The 22,308-nt window shown below is 65.4% G+C and carries 25 protein-coding genes and 1 pseudogene; 15 read left to right on the forward strand and 11 right to left on the reverse strand.

The genetic code is table 11. The features are described from left to right. Window positions 1-13: 13 nt before the first annotated feature. Complete coding sequence (locus AC0J42_RS07865) at window positions 14-1,015, reverse strand: NADP-dependent oxidoreductase (RefSeq protein ID WP_473005727.1); 1,002 nt, start codon at window positions 1,013-1,015, stop codon at window positions 14-16. A 173-nt stretch (window positions 1,016-1,188) separates the two neighbouring features. Here AC0J42_RS07865 and AC0J42_RS07870 point away from each other — a divergent pair, with 173 nt between their 5' ends. The 3 genes and pseudogenes from AC0J42_RS07870 (at window position 1,189) to AC0J42_RS07880 (ending at window position 4,020) form a co-directional block, all read left to right on the forward strand. Then, on the forward strand, window positions 1,189-1,950 hold the full coding sequence (locus AC0J42_RS07870) for an SDR family oxidoreductase (RefSeq protein WP_416423065.1): 762 nt from the start codon (window positions 1,189-1,191) through the stop codon (window positions 1,948-1,950). A gap of 984 nt (window positions 1,951-2,934) precedes the next feature. Next, window positions 2,935-3,111, forward strand: a pseudogene (locus AC0J42_RS07875) (HAMP domain-containing protein); the annotation flags it as partial. A gap of 204 nt (window positions 3,112-3,315) precedes the next feature. After that, on the forward strand, window positions 3,316-4,020 hold the full coding sequence (locus tag AC0J42_RS07880) for a methyl-accepting chemotaxis protein (protein ID WP_473006824.1): 705 nt from the start codon (window positions 3,316-3,318) through the stop codon (window positions 4,018-4,020). A 54-nt stretch (window positions 4,021-4,074) separates the two neighbouring features. On the opposite strand, the gene AC0J42_RS07885 is transcribed toward AC0J42_RS07880, so the two are convergent. Next, window positions 4,075-5,265, reverse strand: coding sequence for a benzoate/H(+) symporter BenE family transporter (locus AC0J42_RS07885; protein WP_473005728.1), 1,191 nt, complete (start codon window positions 5,263-5,265; stop codon window positions 4,075-4,077). Window positions 5,266-5,467: 202 nt separating this feature from the next. Continuing rightward, the gene (locus AC0J42_RS07890; RefSeq protein ID WP_416423067.1) at window positions 5,468-5,911 is read right to left on the reverse strand and encodes a MarR family winged helix-turn-helix transcriptional regulator; all 444 of its coding nucleotides are present in this window, start codon (window positions 5,909-5,911) and stop codon (window positions 5,468-5,470) included. Window positions 5,912-5,992: 81 nt separating this feature from the next. Here AC0J42_RS07890 and AC0J42_RS07895 point away from each other — a divergent pair, with 81 nt between their 5' ends. After that, window positions 5,993-7,162, forward strand: a complete 1,170-nt coding sequence (locus AC0J42_RS07895; RefSeq protein WP_473005730.1) for an aminotransferase-like domain-containing protein — start codon at window positions 5,993-5,995, stop codon at window positions 7,160-7,162. Window positions 7,163-7,174: 12 nt separating this feature from the next. Then, on the forward strand, window positions 7,175-7,777 hold the full coding sequence (locus AC0J42_RS07900; RefSeq protein WP_416423069.1) for a glutathione S-transferase family protein: 603 nt from the start codon (window positions 7,175-7,177) through the stop codon (window positions 7,775-7,777). Window positions 7,778-7,905: 128 nt separating this feature from the next. Here AC0J42_RS07900 and AC0J42_RS07905 read toward each other — a convergent pair whose 3' ends face one another. The 5 genes from AC0J42_RS07905 to AC0J42_RS07925 all read right to left on the reverse strand — a co-directional run bounded on the left by AC0J42_RS07905 (window position 7,906) and on the right by AC0J42_RS07925 (window position 10,552). Further along, a complete protein-coding gene (locus AC0J42_RS07905) occupies window positions 7,906-8,271 on the reverse strand; it encodes a glutaredoxin family protein (RefSeq protein WP_416423070.1) in 366 nt (121 codons plus the stop codon). A gap of 16 nt (window positions 8,272-8,287) precedes the next feature. Next, a complete protein-coding gene (gene folE / locus AC0J42_RS07910; RefSeq protein WP_416423071.1) occupies window positions 8,288-8,833 on the reverse strand; it encodes a GTP cyclohydrolase I FolE in 546 nt (181 codons plus the stop codon). Window positions 8,834-8,904: 71 nt separating this feature from the next. Next, window positions 8,905-9,462 (reverse strand): Smr/MutS family protein, encoded by a 558-nt coding sequence (locus AC0J42_RS07915; RefSeq protein WP_416423072.1) that lies wholly within the window; start codon window positions 9,460-9,462, stop codon window positions 8,905-8,907. A 35-nt stretch (window positions 9,463-9,497) separates the two neighbouring features. After that, entirely contained in the window at window positions 9,498-9,818 is a 321-nt protein-coding gene (locus AC0J42_RS07920; RefSeq protein ID WP_473005731.1) for a hypothetical protein, read from the reverse strand. Window positions 9,819-9,961: 143 nt separating this feature from the next. After that, complete coding sequence (locus AC0J42_RS07925) at window positions 9,962-10,552, reverse strand: cysteine hydrolase family protein (RefSeq protein WP_416423074.1); 591 nt, start codon at window positions 10,550-10,552, stop codon at window positions 9,962-9,964. 189 nt (window positions 10,553-10,741) lie between these two features. On the opposite strand from AC0J42_RS07925, the gene prmB reads away from it, so the two are divergent. Continuing rightward, entirely contained in the window at window positions 10,742-11,650 is a 909-nt protein-coding gene (prmB, locus tag AC0J42_RS07930; protein ID WP_416423075.1) for a 50S ribosomal protein L3 N(5)-glutamine methyltransferase, read from the forward strand. Between the two features lie 156 nt (window positions 11,651-11,806). Here prmB and AC0J42_RS07935 read toward each other — a convergent pair whose 3' ends face one another. Beyond that, the gene (locus tag AC0J42_RS07935) at window positions 11,807-12,607 is read right to left on the reverse strand and encodes a hypothetical protein (protein WP_473005733.1); all 801 of its coding nucleotides are present in this window, start codon (window positions 12,605-12,607) and stop codon (window positions 11,807-11,809) included. Between the two features lie 99 nt (window positions 12,608-12,706). Further along, entirely contained in the window at window positions 12,707-13,660 is a 954-nt protein-coding gene (locus tag AC0J42_RS07940) for an alpha/beta hydrolase (RefSeq protein ID WP_473005734.1), read from the reverse strand. A gap of 126 nt (window positions 13,661-13,786) precedes the next feature. Here AC0J42_RS07940 and aroC point away from each other — a divergent pair, with 126 nt between their 5' ends. From aroC to mtnC, 5 genes are read left to right on the forward strand one after another with little or no spacing between them, the layout of a single operon-like run. Further along, window positions 13,787-14,878: a chorismate synthase gene (aroC, locus tag AC0J42_RS07945; protein WP_416423078.1), complete on the forward strand. Its 1,092-nt coding sequence runs from the start codon at window positions 13,787-13,789 to the stop codon at window positions 14,876-14,878. Then, window positions 14,878-16,044, forward strand: coding sequence for an MFS transporter (locus tag AC0J42_RS07950; RefSeq protein ID WP_473005736.1), 1,167 nt, complete (start codon window positions 14,878-14,880; stop codon window positions 16,042-16,044). The genes aroC and AC0J42_RS07950 overlap by 1 nt, the downstream gene beginning before the upstream one ends. Further along, complete coding sequence (locus tag AC0J42_RS07955) at window positions 16,041-16,661, forward strand: methylthioribulose 1-phosphate dehydratase (RefSeq protein ID WP_473005737.1); 621 nt, start codon at window positions 16,041-16,043, stop codon at window positions 16,659-16,661. The genes AC0J42_RS07950 and AC0J42_RS07955 overlap by 4 nt, the downstream gene beginning before the upstream one ends. Window positions 16,662-16,679: 18 nt before the next feature. Then, entirely contained in the window at window positions 16,680-17,225 is a 546-nt protein-coding gene (locus AC0J42_RS07960; RefSeq protein ID WP_473005738.1) for a 1,2-dihydroxy-3-keto-5-methylthiopentene dioxygenase, read from the forward strand. Between the two features lie 13 nt (window positions 17,226-17,238). Then, complete coding sequence (gene mtnC / locus AC0J42_RS07965; RefSeq protein WP_473005739.1) at window positions 17,239-17,916, forward strand: acireductone synthase; 678 nt, start codon at window positions 17,239-17,241, stop codon at window positions 17,914-17,916. Between the two features lie 61 nt (window positions 17,917-17,977). On the opposite strand, the gene AC0J42_RS07970 is transcribed toward mtnC, so the two are convergent. Next, entirely contained in the window at window positions 17,978-18,256 is a 279-nt protein-coding gene (locus AC0J42_RS07970) for a DUF3509 domain-containing protein (protein ID WP_416423083.1), read from the reverse strand. A 342-nt stretch (window positions 18,257-18,598) separates the two neighbouring features. Here AC0J42_RS07970 and AC0J42_RS07975 point away from each other — a divergent pair, with 342 nt between their 5' ends. The 4 genes from AC0J42_RS07975 to AC0J42_RS07990 all read left to right on the forward strand — a co-directional run bounded on the left by AC0J42_RS07975 (window position 18,599) and on the right by AC0J42_RS07990 (window position 22,294). After that, window positions 18,599-19,123 (forward strand): ankyrin repeat domain-containing protein, encoded by a 525-nt coding sequence (locus AC0J42_RS07975; RefSeq protein ID WP_416423084.1) that lies wholly within the window; start codon window positions 18,599-18,601, stop codon window positions 19,121-19,123. A 64-nt stretch (window positions 19,124-19,187) separates the two neighbouring features. Next, window positions 19,188-19,718 (forward strand): hypothetical protein, encoded by a 531-nt coding sequence (locus tag AC0J42_RS07980; RefSeq protein WP_473005740.1) that lies wholly within the window; start codon window positions 19,188-19,190, stop codon window positions 19,716-19,718. A 133-nt stretch (window positions 19,719-19,851) separates the two neighbouring features. Beyond that, entirely contained in the window at window positions 19,852-20,043 is a 192-nt protein-coding gene (locus AC0J42_RS07985; protein WP_416427556.1) for a PLDc N-terminal domain-containing protein, read from the forward strand. Window positions 20,044-20,215: 172 nt separating this feature from the next. Further along, window positions 20,216-22,294 (forward strand): LTA synthase family protein, encoded by a 2,079-nt coding sequence (locus AC0J42_RS07990; RefSeq protein WP_473005741.1) that lies wholly within the window; start codon window positions 20,216-20,218, stop codon window positions 22,292-22,294. The last annotated feature ends 14 nt before the right edge of the window (window positions 22,295-22,308 follow it).

Consider the following 22,308-nt stretch of genomic DNA (forward strand, 5'->3'; position numbering starts at 1 on the left):
AGCTGCTACGGGGCTAGACCTTCAACACCAGCTTGCCGAAATTCTCCCCGCTGAACAGCTTCTGCAGCGTCTCTGGGAACGTCTCCAGCCCCTCCACCACGTGCTCCTTGCTCTTGAGCTGCCCCTTGGCCAGCCAGCCGGCGATCTCCTGCCCGGCCGCGGCGAACTTGGCGGCGTGGTCCATCACCACGAAACCTTCCATGCGCGCGCGGTTCACCAGCAGCGACAAGTAATTGGCTGGGCCCTTCACCCCGGTCTTGCTGTTGTACTGGCTGATGGCCCCGCAGATCACCACCCGCGCGTGGGGCGCCAGGCGGCTGAGCACGGCGTCGAGAATGTCGCCCCCCACGTTGTCGAAGAACACGTCCACGCCCTTGGGGCATTCGCGCTTGAGCCCGGCGGCGACGTCCTCGGCCTTGTAGTCGATGGCGCCGTCAAAGCCCAGTTCGTCGATCAGCGACTGGCACTTGTCCTTGCCGCCGGCGATGCCGACCACCCGGCAGCCCTTGATCTTGGCGATCTGCCCGGCCACGCTGCCCACCGCCCCCGCGGCGCCGGAGATCACCACGGTGTCGCCCGCCTTTGGTGCGCCGGTTTCCAGCAGCGCGAAGTAGGCGGTCATGCCGGTCATGCCCAGCGCCGACAGGTACAGCGGCAGCGGCGCAACCTTGGGGTCCACCTTGTAGAAGCCCTTGGGCTCGCCCTGGAAGAAATCCTGCACGCCCAGCGCACCGTTGACATGGTCGCCCACGGCGAACGCCGGGTTGTTGGACGCCACCACCTGGCCTACGCCCAAGGCGCGCATCACTTCGCCCAGGCCCACCGGTGGGATGTAGGACTTGCCCTCATTCATCCAGCCGCGCATGGCCGGGTCCAGGGACAGGTAGAGGTTCTTCACGCGCACTTGGCCGACGCCCAGTTCGGGCAGCGGCACGGTCTGGAAGGTGAAGTCTTCGCGGCTGGCGGCGCCGGAAGGGCGGCGGGCCAGCAGGAATTGGCGGTTGACGTCGGTCATGGCAGGTGCTTCCAAATGTGGACGGTGGACTGTTGATAGGCCGCGCGGGCGCCGCTGGCAAGGGCAACGGCCGCGCCGAATACGGTGAAATACAGCGCGCCAATAGTGCTGCGTGGCGTGCTGGCGCCTTGGCTAGACTGCGCCCATCACTTCCAATTCACAGAGGTTCGACCATGGGCATGGCATTTTCCGGACAAGTGGCGCTGGTGACCGGTGCGGCGGCAGGCATCGGCCGCGCCACCGCGCAGGCGTTCGCCGCCGAGGGCCTGAAAGTAGTGGTGGTGGACCTGGACGCCGCCGGTGGCGAAGGTACCGTGGCGCTGATTCGCGAGGCTGGCGGCCAGGCGCAGTTCCTGCGTTGCGACGTCACCGTGGAGGCCCAGGTGCGCGCCATGACCGAGCAGGCCGTGGCCCTGTGGGGCCGCCTGGACTACGCCTTCAACAACGCCGGTATCGAGATCGAGAACAGCCGCCTGGCCGAAGGCACCGAGGCGCAGTTCGACGCCATCATGGGCGTCAATGTCAAGGGCGTGTGGCTGTGCATGAAGTATCAGTTGCCGGTGATGCTGGCCCAGGGCGGCGGCGCCATCGTCAACACCGCCTCGGTCGCCGGCGTGGGTGCGGCGCCGAAGATGAGCATCTACGCGGCCTCCAAGCACGCGGTCATCGGCCTGACCCAGTCGGCCGCCATCGAATACGCGAAAAAACACATTCGCGTGAACGCCGTGTGCCCGGCGGTGATCGACACCGACATGTTCCGCCGCGCCCACGAAGCCGACCCGCGCAAGGCCGAGTACGCCGCGGCCATGCACCCGGTCGGGCGCGTGGGCCGGGTGGAAGAGGTGGCGAGCGCGGTGTTGTACCTGTGCAGCGATGGCGCGGCGTTTACCACGGGGCATTCGTTGTTGGTGGACGGGGGCGCCACGGCGATTTGATAGCAGGGCAAAGCGCCCTCCGCTTTGCTGAAAACGACACCTTCATAGCTTTTTGCCATTATTCCGACGCCAGGATCTTGTGCCTGCCCCCGTGCCATTGCCACTCTGCGTGCATTGACTCTGGGGGAGCGCGCAATGACATCGGCCAGCAGTGGACGTTTTGCCAACCTGGGCATGGCCCGCAAGCTGGGCCTGGGCTTTGCCCTGGTGCTGGCGCTGACGGTGCTGGTGGCGGCCATCGGCGTGTGGTCGCTGGCCAGCATCAGCCAGCGTTTCGACGGCTTGAAGCAGATGTCGGCGCTCAACAGCGGCCTGCTGCGGGTGCGCCTGCAGGAGCAGGAGTTCGCCCTGCACGCCGACCCCAAGACCGCCGATGCCCTGCGCAAGAGCGTGGAAACACTGGCTGCCAGCGCGGGCGCTGTAGAAGGCGTGCAACCGGCGCTGGCCGCGTACCGCAAGGCGTTCGACCAGTTCGTGGAGATCAGCCAGGCCAAGGATTTGGCCTTGGACATGGCCAGTTGGTCGGTGTCCACAGTGGCCAATAACCTCGACGTGCTGCAGGCCGGGCTGTCCGACGACGGCACCTATGCGCTCAAGGATTCCAAAGGCGAGAAGGGCAGCGAATTCATCACCCAGGCCAATGAAGTAGCGCAGGTGGCGCGGCTGATGCTGCAGGCCATGGACGCCGCGCGGGTGCGCCTGGACCAGAGCCGCAAGGGCGTCGACGACGACACCGGCAACGGCAAGATTGAGCAGGCCGCCGAGGCCCTCAAGCAAGCCAACGCCTTGAAGAGCGAGGTACAGGACGCCGGCTACCAGACGGTGTTGAACGAAGTCAGCGATCACATCGCCAGCTTCAGCGACAAGCTGGGGGAATACACCGACCTGCTGGCCAAGGAAAAACAGGTCTATGGGCAGCTCAAGGCGCGGGCCGATGAGGTGGTGAGCCGTGTCGACCAGGCCGCTGCCGCCCAGGACCAGGCCATGCAGGCCGAGTTGAAGCAGAACAGCTTGCTGATCATCGGCTCATCCTTGGTGGCGCTGCTGGTGGGCGTGCTCGCCGCGTGGCTGATCACCCGGCTGATCGTGGGGCCGCTGCGCCGGGTCATCAGCCGTGCCCAGCAGATCGCCGGCGGCGACCTCAGCGGCAGTATCGAGGTGGACCGGCGCGACGAGATCGGCCAGTTGCTGGCTGCCATGCAGCAGATGGGCGCAGGCCTGAGCAGCATTGTCAGTGGCCTGCAGGCGGGCATCGAGCAGCTGTCCAGCTCGGCGCATTCGCTGTCGGCGGTCACTGAGCAGACCAACCTGGAGGTCAGCAGCCAGCAGCAGGAAACCGAGCAGGTGGCCACCGCCATGAACCAGATGACCGCCACCGTCCACGACGTGGCCCGCAACGCCGAGCAGGCGGCGTTGGCCGCGCAGTCAGCGGATACCCGCGTGGACAACGGCCAGCAGGTGGTACGCCAGAGCATGCAGCGCATCGAGCAACTGGCCGGCGCGGCGGATTCGGCGAGCCACAGCATCGAGCACCTGAGCAACGAGATCCAGAGCATCGGCACCGTGGTGGCAGTGATCAAGAGCGTGGCCGAACAGACCAACCTGCTGGCGCTGAACGCGGCCATCGAAGCCGCCCGTGCCGGCGAACAGGGGCGTGGTTTCGCCGTGGTCGCCGATGAAGTAAGGGCCTTGGCCCAGCGCACCCAGCAGTCCACCGCCGAGATCGAGCGGCTGGTCAGCACCTTGCGCGCCAGCGCCGCGGCGTCGGTGGCGCAGATCCAGGGCAGTGGCGAACTGGTGAAGCTGGCGGTCAGCGATGCGCTGCAGACCGAGAGCGCCCTGGGCAGTATTGCCAGCGCGGTGTCACAGATTCAGCAGATGAACCAGCAGATTGCCGCGGCAGCCGAGCAGCAAAGCTCGGTGGCGGAAGAGATCAACCGCAGCGTCACGAATATCCGCGCCAGTGCTGATCAATCGGCGCTGGCGATGCGCGGCAACGCGGCGTCAAGCATCGAACTGGCGCAGCTGGGCAGCGAGCTGCGCGACATGGTCGGGCATTTCCGCCTGTAGCAGCGGCCGACGGCCGCGTCCAGGCCGGACGCAGCCTTCGGTAGCTGCTACGGGTTATTGCTTCTGCCAGTTGAGGATCAGCAGGGTCAATACGCCCGCCACGATGCCCCAGAACGCCGAACCCACCGAGAACAGCGTGAAGCCCGACGCAGTCACCATGAAGGTGATCAGCGCCGCCTCGCGCTCCTTCGGCTCGTTCATGGCAATACTCAGGCCATTGATGATCGAGCCAAACAGCGCCAGCGCGGCAATCGACAGCACCAGTTCCTTCGGCAAGGCGGCAAACAGCGCCGCCAGGGTGGCGCCGAACACGCCGGCGATGCCGTAGAAAATCCCGCACCACACCGCGGCGGTGTAGCGTTTGCTTGGATCTTCGTGGGCGTGCGGGCCGGTGCAGATGGCGGCGCTGATGGCCGCCAGGTTGATGCCGTGGGAGCCGAACGGTGCCAGCAGCAGAGAAGCGAAGCCGGTCACCGAGATCAGTGGCGAGGCGGGCACCTGATAGCCGTCGGCGCGCAGCACGGCGATGCCGGGCATATTCTGCGAGGTCATGGCCACCACGAACAGCGGGATGCCGATGCTGATGGTCGCGGCCAGCGAGAATGATGGGGTGGTCCAAACCGGGGTGGCCACTTCCAGGTGGAACTGGTTGAAGTCCAGCAGGCCCATGAAGCCCGACAGCAGGGTGCCCAGCACCAGCGCCGACAGCACGGCGTAGCGCGGCGACACGCGCTTGACCAGCAGGTAGGTGAAGAACATGCCCAGCACCAGCAGGGTGCGGTGCTGGGCGGCGACGAAGATTTCGCTGCCGATCTTGAACAGGATGCCGGCCAGCAACGCCGCGGCCAGGGAGGAGGGCAGGCGCTTGACCAGTTTCTCGAAGCTGCCGGTGAGCCCGCAGATCACCACCAGCACCGCGCAGGTGATGTAGGCGCCGATGGCCTCGCTGTAGTTCACATGGCCTAGGCTTGTGATCAGCAGCGCCGCGCCGGGCGTCGACCAGGCCACGGTGATGGGCGTGCGGTAGCGCAGCGACAGGCCGATGCTGCACACCGCCATGCCGATGGACAGCGCCCAGATCCACGAGGAAATCTGCGCGCTGGTCAGCCCTGCGGCCTGGCCGGCCTGGAACATCAGCACCAGGGAGCTGGTGTAGCCGGTCATCATGGCAATGAAGCCTGCGACCACGGCGGAGGGGGAGGTGTCGGCCAACGGGCGCAAATGCACGGGGGAGGCGTCGGTCATGCTGCAAATCCTTGAGCGAGGTGGTGGCAGGCCTGAAAGACTAAACCCGCCGCCTTGCACCGTTGCAGTACAGCAGCAGTAACATTTAGCCATACAGTCAAACTGTACCGGCCTTTGTGGGAGCTGGCTTGCCAGCGAGTTTTTCGGGCCTTAACAACTCGCTGGCAAGCCAGCTCCCACAAGACGCAGCCTGCGGCAGCTGCTACGGGCGGTTGGTGGTCTTGCCCAGTGCTGCATTCACCGCCAGCCAGCCATCCACCGCCGCCGGGCCCGCCTCGGCGAACACTCGTTGCAGCAGCTTCACTTGCTCCTTGCGCAACGCCTCTTCAAACCGCAGCCCCTCGGGTGTCAGCCCCAGCAGGCGCTTGCGCTTGTCGCTGGCGGGCGCGGTGCTGGTCACCAGCTGCATCTCGATCAGCTGGCGCAGGGGCATGTTCAGCGCCTGCTTGCTCACCCCCAGCTTTTCCAGCAGCTCGCTCACGCCAATGTCCGGGTAGCGCGCGATGAAGAACACCACCCGCTGGTGCACCCGGCTCAGGCCCCGGCGGGCCAGCATTTCGTCGGCCTTGGCGGTGAAGGCCTGGTAGCCGTAGAAAAAAGCTTCCATGGCGATTTGTTGGGTGGCGGTGTTTTTAAGGTCAAGCATATTGACGTATCCATGCCCGGCGTCGTAATTTCGGTCAAGCAGTTTGACGTATCTTCCGATGACTTTGCCAGTGGTGGTCCCATGGCTTTCTCTGAACGTGTCACACGCCTCAAAAGTTCGCTGATCCGCGAGATCCTCGCTGCGGCCCAGCGCCCCGAAGTCATGTCGTTCGCCGGCGGCCTGCCGGCCGAGGCCATGTTGCCCACCCTGGACTGGACGGGCCTGCCCGCCAGCATGAGCCAGTACGGCACCAGCGAAGGCGAGCCGCAGCTGCGCGAACAGCTGGCCGCCGACGCTCGCGCCTTGGGCATCGATTGCCAGGCCAGCCAGGTGCTGGTGCTCAGCGGCTCGCAGCAGGCGCTGGACCTGGCCGCCAAGCTGTACATCGACAAGGGCACGGAAATTGTCGTCGAGGGCCCCACCTACCTGGCTGCCCTGCAGACCTTCCAGCTGTTCGGCGCCGATTGCCTGGGCGTGCCGCTGCAGGCCGATGGCCCCGACCTGGACGCCTTGCGCGCCCACCTGCAGCGCAAGGCGCCGGCCTTCGCCTACCTGATCCCGACCTTCCAGAACCCTTCGGGCGTGCGCTACAGCGAAGCGGCCCGGGCGGGCGTGGCGGCGCTGCTGGACGAGTTCGCGGTGACCCTGATTGAAGACGAGCCCTACCGCGAGCTGACCTACGACGCCGGCCACGCGCAGCCCATCGCCGGGCGCCTGCGCACCGCCAGCTGGATCTACATGGGCAGCGTGTCGAAAACCCTGCTGCCCGGCGTGCGCGTGGGCTACCTGATCGCCAGCCCCGACCTGTTCCCGCACCTGCTGCGGCTGAAGCAGGCCGCCGACCTGCACACCAACCGCATCGGCCAGTGGCAGGCCATGCAGTGGCTGGGCACGGACAAGTACCGCCAGCACCTGGGCGAGTTGCGCAGTTTCTACCGTGAGCGTCGCGATGCCATGCAGGCGGCGTTGCTCGAGCATTTCGCCGGTCTGGCCGATTGGCACGTGCCGCAAGGGGGCCTATTCTTCTGGCTGACCTTGAAACAGCCGATCGATACCCGCACCTTGTTGGCCGACGCCATGGCCCAGGACGTGGCGTTCATGCCGGGGGAGCCGTTTTTCGCCGACCCCGCGGCCCACCCGGGTTGCCTGCGGTTGAATTTCAGTCATGTCGCCCCGCACCGCCTGCACGAAGGGCTGGCGCGGTTGGCCCACGTTATCCGCAAGGCTCAGGCCGCTCAGGCAGCGGCGTAGAAGGAGAGGTTCATGTACAAGGTTTACGGCGATTACCGCTCGGGCAACTGCTACAAGGTCAAGCTGATGCTGCACCTGCTGAACCTGCCGTATGAATGGGTGGACATCGACATTCTCGGGGGCGACACCCAGACCCCGGAGTTCCTGGCCAAGAACCCCAACGGCAAGATCCCGGTGCTGGAACTGGAAGATGGCACCTGCCTGTGGGAGTCCAACGCGATTCTCAACTTCCTCGCCGATGGCACCGCGTTCCTGCCCACCGAGCCGCGCCTGCGCACCCAGGTGCTGCAGTGGCAGTTCTTCGAACAGTACAGCCATGAGCCGTACATTGCCGTGGCGCGGTTTATCCAGTTTTACCTGAACATGCCCGAAGACCGCCTGCAGGAGTACCAGGACTGCCAGGTGCGCGGCAAAAAGGCATTACGGGTGATGGAGCGGCAGCTGCAGCTGACGCCGTTCCTGGTGGGGGACCAGTATTCGATCGCGGATATCGCGCTGTACGCCTACACCCATGTGGCTCATGAGGGTGGCTTTGATCTGGCCGGCTACCCGGGCATCCAGGCGTGGCTCAAGCGGGTTGAATCACAACCGCGGCATGTGACCATGCTCGGCTGAGGCTGGAAACACAAAACCCGTAGCCGCTGCCGCAGGCTGCGCTGGCCCTGATCCACGCCGAAGATCCTCGGTGTAATCAGGGGCCAGCGCAGCCTATCGGCAGCGGCTACGGGTTTGTTGTATCTCGCTTAAGCAAACCGCTGCTGCAGGTACGCGATGATCGCCTTGGATTCGTACATCCAGGTGGTCTGCCCGTGCTCTTCGATGCGCAGGCACGGCACCTTGATACGGCCACCCTCGGCCAGCAGCGCCTGGCGGTGCTGCTCGTCGTGCTTCGCGTCGCGCAGGGCCACCGGCACGTTGAGCTTGTGCAGGGCGCGGCGGGTCTTGACGCAGAACGGGCAGGCGTGGAACTGGTAGAGGCTCAGGCCCTTGGCTTGCTGCTCCACGTCGGCCTGGGCCTGGGCGCTGCGTTTCTGCTTGGGGCCGCGGGTCAGCAGGTCGCCAATCACGATCAGCTGGCCCAGCCCCACGCGCAATGCTTTCATCAACATGTCGGTACCCTTGGGATCACTTGATCAGGCTGAGGAATTCGCTGCGAGTAGCGGCGTTTTCGCGGAACTCGCCCAGCATCACCGAGGTGATCATCGACGAATTCTGCTTTTCCACGCCGCGCATCATCATGCACATGTGCTTGGCCTCGATGACCACGGCAACGCCCAGGGCACCGGTGACCTGCTGGATCGCGTCGGCGATCTGGCGGCTGAGGTTTTCCTGGATCTGCAGGCGGCGGGCGTACATGTCGACGATGCGCGCGACCTTGGACAGGCCCAGCACCTTGCCGCTCGGGATGTAGGCCACGTGGGCCTTGCCGATGAACGGCAGCAGGTGGTGTTCGCACAGCGAGTAGAGCTCGATGTCCTTGACCAGCACCATCTCGCTGTTGTCGGAGCTGAAGAGCGCACCGTTGGTGACGTCTTCCAGGGTTTGTTCATAACCGCGGCAAAGGTACTGCATGGCTTTGGCGGCACGCTTCGGCGTGTCGAGCAGGCCCTCGCGGGATACGTCCTCGCCGAGTTTGCCGAGAATCGCGGTGTAGTGCTGTTCCAGGGACATGGATCTAAACCTGTGGGAATTTTCGCAAACGCGAAGGGTACGGCGCTGGCCGCGTCGCTGCAAGCGCGAGGTTATTCGTCGCGCCCTTCAAGCATGGTGCGCTTGAGCATCACGTACACCGCACCAGCGCCGCCGTGGCGCGGTTGGCAGGACGTGAAGCCCAGCACCTGGGCATGTTGTCGCAGCCAAGTGTTGACGTGGCTCTTGATCATGGGGCGCTTGCCGTCCAGGCGCACGGCCTTGCCGTGAGTGACGCGCACGCAGCGGATTTCGAACTTCACCGCCTCGGCCAGGAAGGCCCAGAGGGTTTCCCGGGCCTTTTCCACGCTCATGCCGTGCAGGTCCAGGCTGCCCTCGAACGGGATCTGGCCGACCTTGAGCTTGCGCATCTGGCTTTCCTGCACGCCGTCGCGGGCCCAGTGCAGGTCGTCCTCGGGGCCCACGTCGATGACGAACTGGTCGCTCAGGCCATCGACGGTGGTGGCGTCCTGGCGCACGGTCGCGGCCTGGCGCAGTGTGGCCAGGTTCTTGCGGTCGGTCTTGGGTTTGCCCGTGTCGGCGCGGTCATGCTTGATCGGCTTTACGCCGCGCATTTCGCTTGTAAACAGGGAAAAATCATCGTCTTGCATGTCAGCCTCCACCAGGAAGGCCTAGTTTACGCGACTCAGTCGTGTTTTTTCATCAGGTGCGGCGCCAGGTTCAATTCGCGATTGCGATGGCGACGCCGACGGCAGCGGCGCCACAGGCCCACGCCCAGGTACAGAATCAGCAGGCCGAACACCACCAGCAGGGCGGCGCCGGTCTTGCTGGCGTTCAGGTCGCCCAGGGCCGGGGGGTGGCCCAGAAGGCTGGCGGCGCCGGCCATGGCCAGCAGCACCCCAAGGGCTGCCAGCAGCGCGGCGAAGGCCTGGCCCAGGCGTGTTCCCCAGTTACGTTGGCCGCGTGGGCGAAGGCGGCGAGCGTCAAAACCATCGGATAACTTCATTCCGATTTCCTCAGTGAATATCCGGCCTTCGACTCGCCAGCGGCGTCGGGGTTCCGACACGGGGGGCAATTAGGAAAAATGAACGCTTTTATCGGATGGGCGGCCACGTCGCGCGGCCGCCGGGTCATGCACTGCCGGTGGGGTCAGACCAGTTCGTCGGTCTGGGCCACGCAGGCGAAGTTGTCATTCATGGTGGCCATGCCCACCTGCTTCACGGTGGCTGCCGGTACCACGCCGTCCTTGAAGGGCAGGTCGCGGGTGGCGCAGGCATCTTCCACCAGGGTGCTGCGGTAGCCGTAGTCCTTGGCCGCGCGCACGGTGGTGCTGATGCTGGAATGGGTCATGAAACCGCAGACGATCAGGTCGATCGGGCCTTTTTCCTGCAGGGTCTGGTGCAGGGCGGTGTTGTTGAACGCGTTGGGCATGTTCTTTTCGATGATCGGCTCGTCACCCAGTGGCTCAAGGCCGGGGATGAACTTGCCGCGGTCGCCCTGGGGGTCGAACAGGCCGCCCACGGTGCCCAGGTGGCGCACGTGCACGATGGGGCGGTGGGCAGCGCGCGCGGCCTTGAGCAGGCGGGCAATGTTGGCCACCGCTTCGTCAATGCCTACCAGGGCCAGGGGGCCCTTCAGGTATTCACGCTGGGCGTCGATGATCACAAGGCTGGCGCGGCTGAGATCGGCAGGGGGATGGCCGCGGCCAGTCAATTGGAACATCGTCTTTGTATCGGACATCGGGGGCTCCTTTGGATAGGGCTTTTGCCACATTCTCCACTGCTGGAGCCTTTCTGTGAATCGCTACGCGCACTTGCGGTGCAGATTCGGGGCGGTAGTCGGGTGCCGCGCTGCTGCAAAATGCCAGCAGGGGCCCCACGGGCCGGGCTTCACTGGTAGAATGCGCGGCTGTATTCAAAGGAGTCTGCCGTGATCACTTCCCGCCTGCGCACCCTGCGCGACCACATCCGTTGGGCTGTCAGCCGTTTCCACGGGGAAGACCTGTACTTTGGCCACGGCACCGACAACGCCTGGGACGAAGCCCGGCTGCTGGTGCTGGGTGCCGTGCACCTGCCTTACCAGATCGCCGACAGCTACCTGGACTGCGCCCTGGAAGAAGACGAGATCGTGCACATCCAGGGGTTGCTCAAGCGCCGCATCGAAGACCGTGTGCCGGTGCCGTACCTGCTCAACGAGGCGTGGTTCTGCGGCATGTCGTTCATCGTCGACGAGCGCGTGCTGATTCCGCGTTCGCCCATCGGCGAGCTGATCGAGGACGGCTTCAGCCCCTGGTTGGCCAACCCGCCGGCGCGCATCCTCGACCTGTGCACCGGCTCGGGTTGCATCGGCATCGCCTGCGCCGACGTGTTCCCCAACGCCGAAGTGGCGCTGGGCGACCTGTCGTTCGAGGCCCTCGAGGTGGCGAACCAGAACATCGAGCGCCACGGCGTGGAAGACCGCGTGTACACCGTGCAGGGCGACGGCTTCGACGGCCTGCCGGGCCAGCGCTTCGACCTGATCGTGTCGAACCCGCCGTACGTGGACGCCGAAGATTTCGCCGACATGCCCGACGAATACCAGCACGAGCCGGAACTGGGCCTGGCCTGCGGCGACGATGGCCTGAATCTGGTGCGGCGCATGCTGGCCGAAGCGGCCGACCACCTGACCGAGAAGGGCCTGCTGATCGTGGAAGTGGGCAACAGCCAGGTGCACGTCGAAGCCCTGTACCCGGAGGTGGACTTCCACTGGCTGGAATTCCAGCGCGGTGGCCATGGCGTGTTCATGCTCAGCGCGGCGCAGTGCCGCGAGCACCAGGCGCTGTTCGCTTCGCGCGCGTAAAGCGCCGCCGGCATCCCGTAGCCGCAACTGTCTTGTGGGAGCTGGCTTGCCAGCGAGCTTTTATGGCCCCAACAACTCGCTGGCAAGCCAGCTCCCACAGGATGTAGCAGCGGCGGGGCGGCCATCCGCCGCCAGGCCGCGTCCCTGGCACCGCCATCAGCGGTGGGTGGCGATCCAGATCAACAGCCCCGCCTGGAACACCGCGAACGCCACCAGGCAGGTGATGGTGAAGCGCAAGCCGGCGTCCTCGCGCTTGAACTTGCTGACCTTTTCTTCCTGCTGGCGCAACTTCACTTCCAGTTCCTGCAGGTTCTGCTCCGCCAACTGCAGCATGTTGGCCGCGTCGAGAATCTCCACCACCTGCACCTTGTCGCCGTTCCAGGTGGCAATCAATTCGCCCACCTGCACGCCCTCGTAGCTGGCCTTGAGGTGCTGGGCGTCGGCATAGCTGACGGTCAGGCCATGGCTTTTCAGCACGTGGTCGCGGCGCAGGCGGGTGTCTTCGTTGAGGGCGTCCTTGCTCGCCAGCGCGGCGCCCTCGACCCGGTAGTGCGCCCATTTGCGCTGGGCCCAGATCACCCCCTGGGCAATCAGGAAACGCCCCAGGCCGCGGTTCAGCGGTTCCATGAACAGGCCGGACTCGGGGCCGAAGCTGACGGTGCGGGCCTGGTGGTTGGCCCATACTTCCAGGCGGTTCTGGTCCTTGCGCACCTTCTGGCCCGGCAGCTGGATGTCCATGCGCAACAGGCTGTGGTCCTTGCTGTGGCGCTCGGCGCGGCCGAACTGCACGAAGCGCAACGGCCGCGCACCGGTGGCGCGGTCCACCGGCAGGGGCACCAGACGCAGCATCTTGAAGTGTTCAGGCAGTACGTCCGCCCACGGCAATTCCACCGGTGCGGGGGCCTGTTCAGGTTCGACAGCCACTTCGGGTGACTCTGGGGTTTGCGTATCGGTCATCTCGGCGATCCTCTTTCGCGCAGCGCTGCGGGTATCAAAGTGGATACCTGCATCGGCGTATCGGCAGGCTTTGCCGATACTTGCGTGCTATTTGCGCGATCAATGCACCGATTGGATAAACGCCACCAGGTTGCGCCCCAGTTCATCGGCCAGCGGCAGGTTGCGGTCGTTGTAGGACGCCACCTGGGCCTTGAGGTCGTTGGGCACGATGCGCAGCACGTGGTTCATGCCGTCGATCAGCACCAACCTGGCCTTGGGCTGGGCGGCCTTGAGTGCCTGGGCGTCGGCGACGCCGACCTGGATGTCGTTGCGGCCCTGGATGATCAGCGCCGGCACCGTCAGGCGGGCGAAGGCGGCGGCCGGGTCCTGGCGCAGCAGCGACACCAGGTAGGGCTGCACGCTGGGGCGGAACACCACTTGTAAGGGTGCGGGTACATCCGCGTCGTACTGGCCGGCCTTGAGGCGGTCCAGCAGTTGCCCGGCGCGTTGCTCCAGGTCAGGCGGCAGGCGGCCCTTGAGCTGCTCGCGAATCACCTGGTCCAGCGGCCGGCCGCTGCCGGCCACGGACACCACTGCGTCGGCGCCGGCCTGGGGCGCGGCCAGGGCGGCGATCAGCGCGCCTTCGCTGTGGCCCAGCAGAATCAGCGGGCCGTAGTGCGGGTCGGCCTTGAGCTTCTGCGCCCAGGCCTGGGCGTCGGCCACGTAGCCTTCCACGCTCAGGGTGCGTTCGTCCGGCGCCAGCGGCTGGCCGCTGGCCACGCCGCGCTTGTCGTAGCGCACGCTGGCGATGCCGTGGTTGGCCAGCAGCAGCGCCAGCTTGCGCAGGCTGTCGTTGCGCCCGCCCTGGGGGTTGTTGCCGTCGCGGTCGGTGGGGCCGGAGCCGGAGATCATCAGCACCACCGGCACTGGTTTATCGGCCATGGGCAGCAGCAGCGAGCCGTGCAGCACGCCGCTGCCGGTGTCCAGGTCGATGGGGCGCTGGGCAATCACGGGGGCGGCCTGCAGCAGGGGGGAGACGAAGCAAATCAGCAGCGCAACAATACGTAACATCATCAAGCCAGTATCCGGAAGGTGGCAATTGGACTTATACCAAGGGCGAAGGTTCGCACATCCAGGGATGAATCAGGTCACTAGCGTGCGTATACTGCCCGTCTGATCTGATTTCGCGGAGCGTCCTGCATGTCCGGCAATACCTACGGCAAGCTGTTCACTGTCACCACCGCTGGCGAGAGCCATGGCCCGGCGTTGGTCGCCATTGTCGATGGCTGCCCACCGGGCATGGAGCTGTCCCAGCAAGACCTGCAGCGTGACCTTGACCGGCGCAAGCCGGGCACCAGCCGCCACACCACCCAGCGCCAGGAGCCCGATGAGGTCGAGATCCTGTCCGGCGTGTTCGAAGGCCGCACCACCGGTTGCGCCATCGGCCTGCTGATTCGCAACACCGACCAGAAGTCCAAGGACTACTCGGCGATCAAGGACCTGTTCCGCCCGGCCCATGCCGACTACACCCTGCACCACAAGTTCGGTGAACGCGACTACCGTGGCGGTGGCCGCAGCTCGGCGCGCGAGACCGCGATGCGCGTGGCCGCCGGCGCCATCGCGAAGAAATACCTGGCCACCCAGGGCATCGTCATTCGCGGCTACATGAGCCAGCTGGGCCCCATCGAGATCCCGTTCAAGACCTGGGACAGCGTGGAAGAGAACGCCTTCTTCAGCCCCGACCCCGACAAGGTGCCGGAGCTGGAGGCCTACATGGACCAGCTGCGCCGTGACCAGGATTCGGTGGGTGCGAAAATCACCGTGGTCGCCGAAGGCGTCAAGCCGGGCCTGGGCGAGCCGATCTTCGACCGCCTGGACGCCGAACTGGCCCACGCGCTGATGAGCATCAACGCCGTGAAGGGCGTGGAAATCGGCGCCGGCTTCGCCTGCGTGTCCCAGCGCGGCACCGAGCACCGCGACGAGATGACCCCCGAAGGCTTCCTCAGCAACAACGCTGGCGGCATCCTGGGTGGCATCTCCTCGGGCCAGCCGATCGTCGCCCACCTGGCGCTGAAGCCAACTTCCAGTATCACCACCCCGGGCCGTTCCATCGACGTGCACGGCAACCCGGTGGAAGTCATCACCAAGGGCCGCCACGACCCGTGCGTGGGCATCCGCGCCACGCCGATCGCCGAGGCCATGATGGCCATCGTGCTGATGGACCACCTGCTGCGCAACCGCGGCCAGAACGCCGACGTGCGCGTCACCACCCCGGTGCTGGGCCAGCTGTAATGACCCTGGCCCCCGGGGCTGCCGGGGTTCCCTACTGGCGGCTCTCGGGGTTCTACCTGTTCTATTTTGCCTTGCTGGGCGCCACCGCGCCCTTCCTGGCGATGTACTTCGACCACCTGGGCTTCGCCAGCGCGCGCATCGGCGAGCTGGTGGCCATTCCCATGCTGATGCGCTGCATCGCCCCCAACCTGTGGGGCTGGCTGGGTGACCACACAGGCCAGCGCCTGGCCATCGTGCGCTTTGGCGCCCTCTGCACCCTGGGCTGTTTCTCGCTGATCTTCGTCAGCAAGACCTACGCCTGGCTGGCCATGGTCATGGCCCTGCACGCCTTTTTCTGGCACGCGGTGCTGCCGCAGTTCGAGACCATCACCCTGGCGCACCTGCACGCCCAGCCGGCGCGCTACAGCCAGGTACGGCTGTGGGGCTCGATCGGCTTCATCCTCACCGTGGTCGGCATGGGCCGCCTGTACGAGTGGTGGAGCCTGGACGCCTATCCGTATGCGCTGGTGGTGATCATGGCCGGCATTGTCGCCGCCAGCTTCTGGGTGCCGAACATCCAGCCCCAGGTGGACCCGCGGCGGCCGGCGGGGGAGGGCTTTCTCAGCCAGCTGCTGCGCCCCGGCGTGCTGGCCTTCTATGTATGCGTGGCGCTGATGCAGGTCAGCCACGGGCCGTATTACACCTTCCTCAGCCTGCACCTGGAACACCTGGGCTACAGCCGTGGGGTGATCGGCGTGCTGTGGGCGGTGGGGGTGGTGGCCGAGGTGTTGATGTTCCTGGCCATGAGCCGCATCCTGGGGCGCTATTCGGTGCGCCAGGTGCTGGCCGCCAGTTTCCTGCTGGCCGCGCTGCGCTGGGTGCTGCTGGGCAGTTTTGCCGACCACCTGGGCCTGCTGGTGCTGGCCCAGCTGATGCACGCGGCCACCTTCGGCAGCTTCCATGCGGCCTGCATTCATTTTGTCCAGCGCACCTTCGGTGGCCGCCAGCAGGGCCAGGGCCAGGCGTTGTACGCCGCGCTGGCCGGCACCGGCGGCGCCCTGGGTGCGCTGTATTCGGGCTACAGCTGGAACAGCCTGGGGCCGGCGACGACCTTTGCGCTGGCCAGCCTTGCCGCGCTGGCCGCGGCAGTCATCATTGCCACACGGCTCAAGGAGGAGGCTGCATGAGCGTTGAACGCGACACCCTGGCCCAGCAGATCATCGAGGCAGGACGCCTGCTGTACGAGCGTGGCTGGTCCCCGGCCACCAGCAGCAACTATTCCGCCCGGCTGGGCGCCGACCAGGCCCTGCTGACCGTCTCCGGCAAGCACAAGGGCCAGTTGGGGCCAGACGATGTGCTGGCCACCGACATGGCCGGCAACAGCCTGGAGCCGGGCAAGAAACCCTCGGCAGAGACCCTGTTGCACACCCAGCTGTACGCCTGGCAAGCGCAAATCGGCGCGGTGTTGCACACTCATTCGGTGAATGCCACGGTGTTATCACGGCTCACCCCGGGCACCTTCCTGGCGTTTGAAGGCTATGAGCTGCAGAAGGCCTTCAGCGGCGTGACCAGCCACCAGTCCTGCGTGCGCGTGCCGATTTTCGACAACGACCAGGACATCGCCCGCCTGGCCAGCCAGGTGCAGCCCTGGCTGGACGCCCACCCCGAGTGCGTGGGCTACCTGATTCGCGGCCACGGCCTGTACACCTGGGGCGCGGCCATGAGCGACGCGCTGCGCCAGGTCGAGGCCTTCGAGTTTTTGTTCGAGTGTGAATTGAAAGTGCGATCGGTCACCGGTCGCTAGAAAAAGGAGTTGCCCCTGATGAGCAGCCTGACCGTGTACCACGTTTCCACCCCTGGCATCCCCAACAAGGTCCTGACCCACGCCGAGGACATCAGCGCCACCCTGGCCGAGCAAGGCGTGCGCTTCGAGCGCTGGCAGGCCAACGCGCCGATCCAGCCCGGCGCCAGCCAGGAGCAGGTGATCGACGCCTACCGCGGGCAGATCGACCAGCTGATGACTGAATGCGGCTACCAGACCGTGGACGTCATCAGCCTGGACCGCGACCACCCGCAGAAGGAGCAGTTGCGCGCCAAGTTCCTCGACGAGCACGTGCATGGCGAGGACGAAGTGCGCTTCTTCGTCGCCGGGCGTGGCCTGTTCACCCTGCACATCGACGACTACGTGTACGCCGTGCTGTGCGAGAAGAACGACCTGATCTCGGTGCCGGCCGGCACGCCGCACTGGTTCGACATGGGCGAGCAGCCGCATTTCGTTGCCATCCGCCTGTTCAACAACGCCGATGGCTGGGTGGCGAAGTTCACCGGCGAGCAGATCGCCAGCCTGTTCCCGCGCCTCGACGACTGACCCCGGAGCTCGCATGCCCATCACTGCCATCCTCACCGACATCGAAGGCACCACCAGCGCGGTGAGCTTCGTCTTCGATGTGCTGTTTCCCTTCGCCGCCCAACACCTGCCCGGTTACGTGCGTGCCCACGCCGCCGAGCCTGCCGTGGCTGCGCAGCTGGACGCCGTGCGCCAGGCCAGCGGCGAGCCGGGTGCCGATGTGGAACGGGTGATCGCCATCCTGCTGGGGTGGCTGGCCGAAGACCGCAAGGCCACGCCGCTCAAGGCGTTGCAGGGGATGGTCTGGGCCCAGGGCTATAACGCCGGGCTGCTCAAGGGCCACGTGTACCCGGACGCCGTGGAAGCACTGACCCGCTGGCACGCCCAGGGCTTGCCGTTGTACGTGTATTCGTCGGGCTCGGTGCAGGCGCAAAAGCTGATTTTCGGCTGCTCCCAGGCGGGAGACCTGACGCCGTTGTTCAATGGCTACTTCGACACCACCTCGGGCGGCAAGCGCGAGGCGCAGTCATACCGCACCATCAGCGCGGCCATGGGCGTGGCGGCGGGGCAGGTGCTGTTCCTGTCGGACGTGGTCGAGGAGTTGGATGCAGCGCGGGCGGCGGGAATGCAGACCGTGGGGTTGGTGAGAGAGGGTGGGGAACTCGGCGATCACTGCTGCGTCGAAAGCTTCACACAGATCAGCGTCGTCTGATTCGCGGGCAGAGCCCGCTCCCGTGGGAGCGGGCTCTGCCCGCGAAAAGGTATCCCGTGTCTCAGGCCGAATGATAGGTCGGCAGCGCGAAGCGGTTTTGGCTCTGCAGCATGTTGATCGCCGGCAGCTCGCTGGCGGCACCTGCCAGGTCACGGCGAATGGCACTGATCACCCAGGTCAGTTGCTCGGCGGTGTGCAGTTGCTGGTACGAGATCGACCGGCGGGTCACTTTGCCTTCGCTGTCACGCAGGGTCAGCAACACGGCGCCATCGGGGCGCGGCTGGGTGGTGACTTCATAGCCTGCGAATACGGAAGCGAATTTTTCTTGAATGAAGTTCATGTCAGCTCCTGGCTCTTTGGTTGGCAAACCTGTGAGTAAGGAGTGCAGAGCCCGTGCCAGCTTTGCCATCAGGGCGAAACCCAATGAAACCGGGCACTTCAGGAAAATCGTGAATTTCAGATCCGTGCAAAATGCATGACTGGTCATTTGTTGCACGGCATTTTGCGCGACGGGTTCGGACAAACCCGGGGGGAAGGGTGGGGCGACTTTTCAGTCATCCCTATGGTCTATGACAACGTATTGCCAATTAATTCCCTTGTCCGCCGCCATAGGCAGGTTCTGTTGACCACCTGTCGCCGCCCCCGGACACTGAACAGCATTAGCCAGCCAGGAGAGCCCACCATGACCGACGCCCAACCCGCCCGCCAGATGACCCCGGATGAAGCCGCCGAATTCGCCGCGCAAGTGTTCGACGTGGCCCGCAGCGGCGACGCCGACATGCTGGGCCGCCTGCTGGACAAGGGCCTGCCGGTGAACCTGCGCAATCACAAGGGCGACACCCTGCTGATGCTGGCCGCCTACCATGGCCATCAGGACGCCGTGCGCGTGCTGCTGGCCCACGGCGCCGACCCCGAGCTGCGTAACGACAACAACCAGAGCCCGGTGGCCGGTGCCGCGTTCAAGGGCGACCTGGCGGTGGTGCAGCTGTTGATCGAGGGCGGCGCCAGCGTCGAAGGCGCCGGCGGCGATGGCCGCACCGCGCTGATGATGGCGGCGATGTTCAACCGCACCGCCATCGTCGACTACCTGCTGGCCCAGGGCGCCGACCCTCATGCCCGCGACGCCAACGGCGCCACCGCCCTGGCTGCGGCGCAGACCATGGGCGCCCAGGACACCGCCGCGCAGCTGGCCAGGCTCACGGCCTGATACCCTCGGGGCGCGAATGCGGCTATGCTTTGCGCCCTTTTTTCGTCCGCTGCAGGCTGCCCCCATGAAAGACCAACTGATTGAACTCATCACCAAGATCAGCTCGGGCTGCCTGGCGGACACCGACATCGCGCGCATCGCCGACGAAGCCGCCCAGGCCTACGCCGACCCACAGGCGTTCCTGGCGGCCAACCCGGACATCAACTACGACGACAGCTTCCCCATTGCCCTGGGCGAGTGGGTGGTGGTCGGCAGCCTGCCCGACACCGTGCTGTTCCAGGCCGACACCTACCAGGACCTGTTCCAGCAGATCACCGACTCGTTCGGCCCGGGCGTGGCGTTCAACTTCAAGGCCAAGCAACTGGCCAAGGTCGAGCCGCTGACCGCGCTCAACCGCATCCAGGTGCAGATGAGCAGCCTGGCCAAGGAAGACGGCGGCTACACCCTGGTCGACTTCAGCCAACCGCTGGATGACGAGCTGCAGTGCGTGCTGGTGTTCGGCAAGGACGTGGAGCGCGTGCTGGAGCTGTGCGCCGCAGTGAACATCGCTGCCGCCGCCTCCCTGGAAGCCCTGAAAATAGCCGTGCACATCTAACCCGTAGCAGCTGCCGAAGGCTGCGTCCGTGTTCCAGGCACCCATTGCGGCGCTCCCGGACGCGGCCTGCGGCCGCTGCTACAACGTGGTGGGCTACGCTGAAGGGGGAATCCCTTTCTCGGAGCACTTCCCCATGGGTTCCACCTTCAACGGCCTGGTCGGCCTGATCATTCTGGCCCTGGATATCTGGGCCATCATCAATGTGCTGAAAAGCAGCGCCGAAGTCGGGATGAAAATCATCTGGGTGCTGCTGATCCTGCTGTTGCCGGTGCTGGGCCTGATCATCTGGGCCATCGCCGGCCCACGGGGCAATGTGCGGCTCTGAATTGTTACGCGGTGTGTGGGGGGCAGCCTTGCCCCCCGCTCTACAGGCCTTTCACAAAGATATGACGTTGCGCCTGGCAAAATTATGCAGTGCATCGCCTGCCATCTTGATGCACCATTTGCCGCCTCGTGTTTCACGATTCCAATAAACCATCCACGGATTTTCTATCGACATGGCCAACACGGACGCCTTGGGTCCGGCGCAGGCGTACAAACGCCGGCAGCCGACCGTCAAATCCCACCTTGCCTACACGTTGCTCAGCGGCCTGGCCATCATGGTGCTGCTCAGCCTGCTGCGCCTGGCGCTGCTGATCTACAACCGTGAAATGATCCTCGACACCCCGGCCGCAACCTTCGTCGAGGCTTTCGGCAACGGCCTGCGCTTCGACGTGCGCCTGGTGGTGTACACCCTGGTGCCGCTGATGATCGCCACGCTGGTGCCATGGCTGATGGCTCGCCGCGGCCTGTGGCGTTTCTGGCTGACCATCACCTCCAGCGTGATGATGTTCCTGGGCCTGATGGAACTGGACTTCTTCCGCGAGTTCCACCAGCGCCTCAACGGCCTGGTGTTCCAGTACGTGAAGGAAGACCCCAAGACCGTGCTGAGCATGCTCTGGTACGGCTACCCGGTGGTGCGCTACCTGCTGGCCTGGGCCCTGGTGACCTGGCTGCTGAGCCTGGTGTTCAAGGGCATCGACCGCCTGACCCGCCCGCGCGTGGACTACGTGGCCAGCGGCCGCCGCCCGGTGGCGCCCTGGTATGGCCGCCTGGCCGTGTTCGTGGTGCTGCTGGCCGTGGCCGTGGTCGCCGCCCGTGGCACCCTGCGCCAGGGCCCGCCGCTGCGCTGGGGTGATGCCTACACCACCGACTCCAACTTCGCCAACCAGCTGGGCCTCAACGGCACCCTGAGCCTGATCGGCGCGGCGAAAAGCAGCTTCTCCGACGAGCGCGACAACATCTGGAAGGCCACCATCCCCCAGGATGACGCCCAGCAGACCGTGCGCAACATGCTGCTGACCTCCAACGACAAGCTGGTGGACGCCGACACCGCCGCGGTGCGCCGTGACTTCACGCCGCCGGCGCAGAACGTCATGGGCTACAAGAACGTCGTGGTCATCCTGATGGAAAGCTTCGCCGGTCACTCGGTGGGCGCCCTGGGTGCACCCGGCAACATCACCCCGTACTTCGACAAGCTGGCGAAGGAAGGCGTGCTGTTCGACCACTTCTTCTCCAACGGCACCCATACCCACCAGGGCATGTTCGCCACCATGGGCTGCTTCCCCAACCTGCCAGGTTTCGAATACCTGATGCAGACCCCGGAAGGCGCGCACAAGCTGTCGGGCCTGCCGGAGCTGCTCAGCGCGCGCAACTACGATGACGTGTACGTGTACAACGGTGACTTCGCCTGGGACAACCAGTCCGGCTTCTTCGCCAACCAGGGCATGACCACCTTCATCGGCCGCAACGACTTCGTCAACCCGGTGTTCTCCGACCCCACCTGGGGCGTGTCCGACCAGGACATGTTCGACCGTGGCGCCCAGGAACTGGCCAAGCGCGACAAGGCCGGCAAGCCGTTCTATGCCTTGCTGCAAACCCTGTCCAACCACACCCCGTACGCCATCCCGTCGCCGCTGCCGGTACCCCAGGTCACCGACCGTGGCCCGCTGAACCAGCACCTCACGGCCATGCGCTACTCCGACTGGGCCCTGGGCCAGTTCTTCGAGAAGGCCAAGAAGGAGCCGTACTACAAGGACACCCTGTTCATCGTGGTGGGTGACCATGGCTTCGGCAACGAACAGCAGATCACCGAGATGGACCTGGGCCGCTTCAACGTGCCCATGCTGATGATCGGCGAAGGCCTGCAGCAGAAGTTCGGCGCGGTGAACCACACCGTGGGCACCCAGATCGATATCGTGCCGACCATCATGGGCCGTGTCGGTGGCGAAACCCGCAACCAGTGCTGGGGCCGTGACCTGCTGAACCTGCCGGATGGCGACAAGGGCTTCGGCGTGATCAAGCCTTCGGGTAACGAGCAGACCGTGGCCATCATCACCGGCGACCGCATCCTGGTTCAGCCCAAGGACATGCCACCGCGCATGTTCCGCTTCCAGATGGGCAGCGACCCGAAAGCCGAGCCTATCGCCGATCAGCCCGACCAGGCCGACCTGCTGCACAAGCTCGACTCGTTCATCCAGACGGCCACCAAGAGCCTGTTGGACAACACCGCTGGCGTGACCGACTCGAAGAAGTAAGCTGATACCTGCAC

Source organism: Pseudomonas sp. Tav-5-1A (assembly GCF_055755055.1).

Bases quoted from the DNA above. Each gene is read 5' to 3' on its own strand.
- AC0J42_RS07865 (WP_473005727.1), bottom strand. From the start codon at position 1,015: ATGACCGACGTCAACCGCCAATTCCTGCTGGCCCGCCGCCCTTCCGGC.
- AC0J42_RS07870 (WP_416423065.1), top strand. From the start codon at position 1,189: ATGGGCATGGCATTTTCCGGACAAGTGGCGCTGGTGACCGGTGCGGCG.
- AC0J42_RS07880 (WP_473006824.1), top strand. From the start codon at position 3,316: ATGACCGCCACCGTCCACGACGTGGCCCGCAACGCCGAGCAGGCGGCG.
- AC0J42_RS07885 (WP_473005728.1), bottom strand. From the start codon at position 5,265: ATGACCGACGCCTCCCCCGTGCATTTGCGCCCGTTGGCCGACACCTCC.
- AC0J42_RS07890 (WP_416423067.1), bottom strand. From the start codon at position 5,911: ATGCTTGACCTTAAAAACACCGCCACCCAACAAATCGCCATGGAAGCT.
- AC0J42_RS07895 (WP_473005730.1), top strand. From the start codon at position 5,993: ATGGCTTTCTCTGAACGTGTCACACGCCTCAAAAGTTCGCTGATCCGC.
- AC0J42_RS07900 (WP_416423069.1), top strand. From the start codon at position 7,175: ATGTACAAGGTTTACGGCGATTACCGCTCGGGCAACTGCTACAAGGTC.
- AC0J42_RS07905 (WP_416423070.1), bottom strand. From the start codon at position 8,271: ATGTTGATGAAAGCATTGCGCGTGGGGCTGGGCCAGCTGATCGTGATT.
- folE (WP_416423071.1), bottom strand. From the start codon at position 8,833: ATGTCCCTGGAACAGCACTACACCGCGATTCTCGGCAAACTCGGCGAG.
- AC0J42_RS07915 (WP_416423072.1), bottom strand. From the start codon at position 9,462: ATGCAAGACGATGATTTTTCCCTGTTTACAAGCGAAATGCGCGGCGTA.
- AC0J42_RS07920 (WP_473005731.1), bottom strand. From the start codon at position 9,818: ATGAAGTTATCCGATGGTTTTGACGCTCGCCGCCTTCGCCCACGCGGC.
- AC0J42_RS07925 (WP_416423074.1), bottom strand. From the start codon at position 10,552: ATGTCCGATACAAAGACGATGTTCCAATTGACTGGCCGCGGCCATCCC.
- AC0J42_RS07935 (WP_473005733.1), bottom strand. From the start codon at position 12,607: ATGACCGATACGCAAACCCCAGAGTCACCCGAAGTGGCTGTCGAACCT.
- AC0J42_RS07940 (WP_473005734.1), bottom strand. From the start codon at position 13,660: ATGATGTTACGTATTGTTGCGCTGCTGATTTGCTTCGTCTCCCCCCTG.
- aroC (WP_416423078.1), top strand. From the start codon at position 13,787: ATGTCCGGCAATACCTACGGCAAGCTGTTCACTGTCACCACCGCTGGC.
- AC0J42_RS07950 (WP_473005736.1), top strand. From the start codon at position 14,878: ATGACCCTGGCCCCCGGGGCTGCCGGGGTTCCCTACTGGCGGCTCTCG.
- AC0J42_RS07955 (WP_473005737.1), top strand. From the start codon at position 16,041: ATGAGCGTTGAACGCGACACCCTGGCCCAGCAGATCATCGAGGCAGGA.
- AC0J42_RS07960 (WP_473005738.1), top strand. From the start codon at position 16,680: ATGAGCAGCCTGACCGTGTACCACGTTTCCACCCCTGGCATCCCCAAC.
- mtnC (WP_473005739.1), top strand. From the start codon at position 17,239: ATGCCCATCACTGCCATCCTCACCGACATCGAAGGCACCACCAGCGCG.
- AC0J42_RS07970 (WP_416423083.1), bottom strand. From the start codon at position 18,256: ATGAACTTCATTCAAGAAAAATTCGCTTCCGTATTCGCAGGCTATGAA.
- AC0J42_RS07975 (WP_416423084.1), top strand. From the start codon at position 18,599: ATGACCGACGCCCAACCCGCCCGCCAGATGACCCCGGATGAAGCCGCC.
- AC0J42_RS07980 (WP_473005740.1), top strand. From the start codon at position 19,188: ATGAAAGACCAACTGATTGAACTCATCACCAAGATCAGCTCGGGCTGC.
- AC0J42_RS07985 (WP_416427556.1), top strand. From the start codon at position 19,852: ATGGGTTCCACCTTCAACGGCCTGGTCGGCCTGATCATTCTGGCCCTG.
- AC0J42_RS07990 (WP_473005741.1), top strand. From the start codon at position 20,216: ATGGCCAACACGGACGCCTTGGGTCCGGCGCAGGCGTACAAACGCCGG.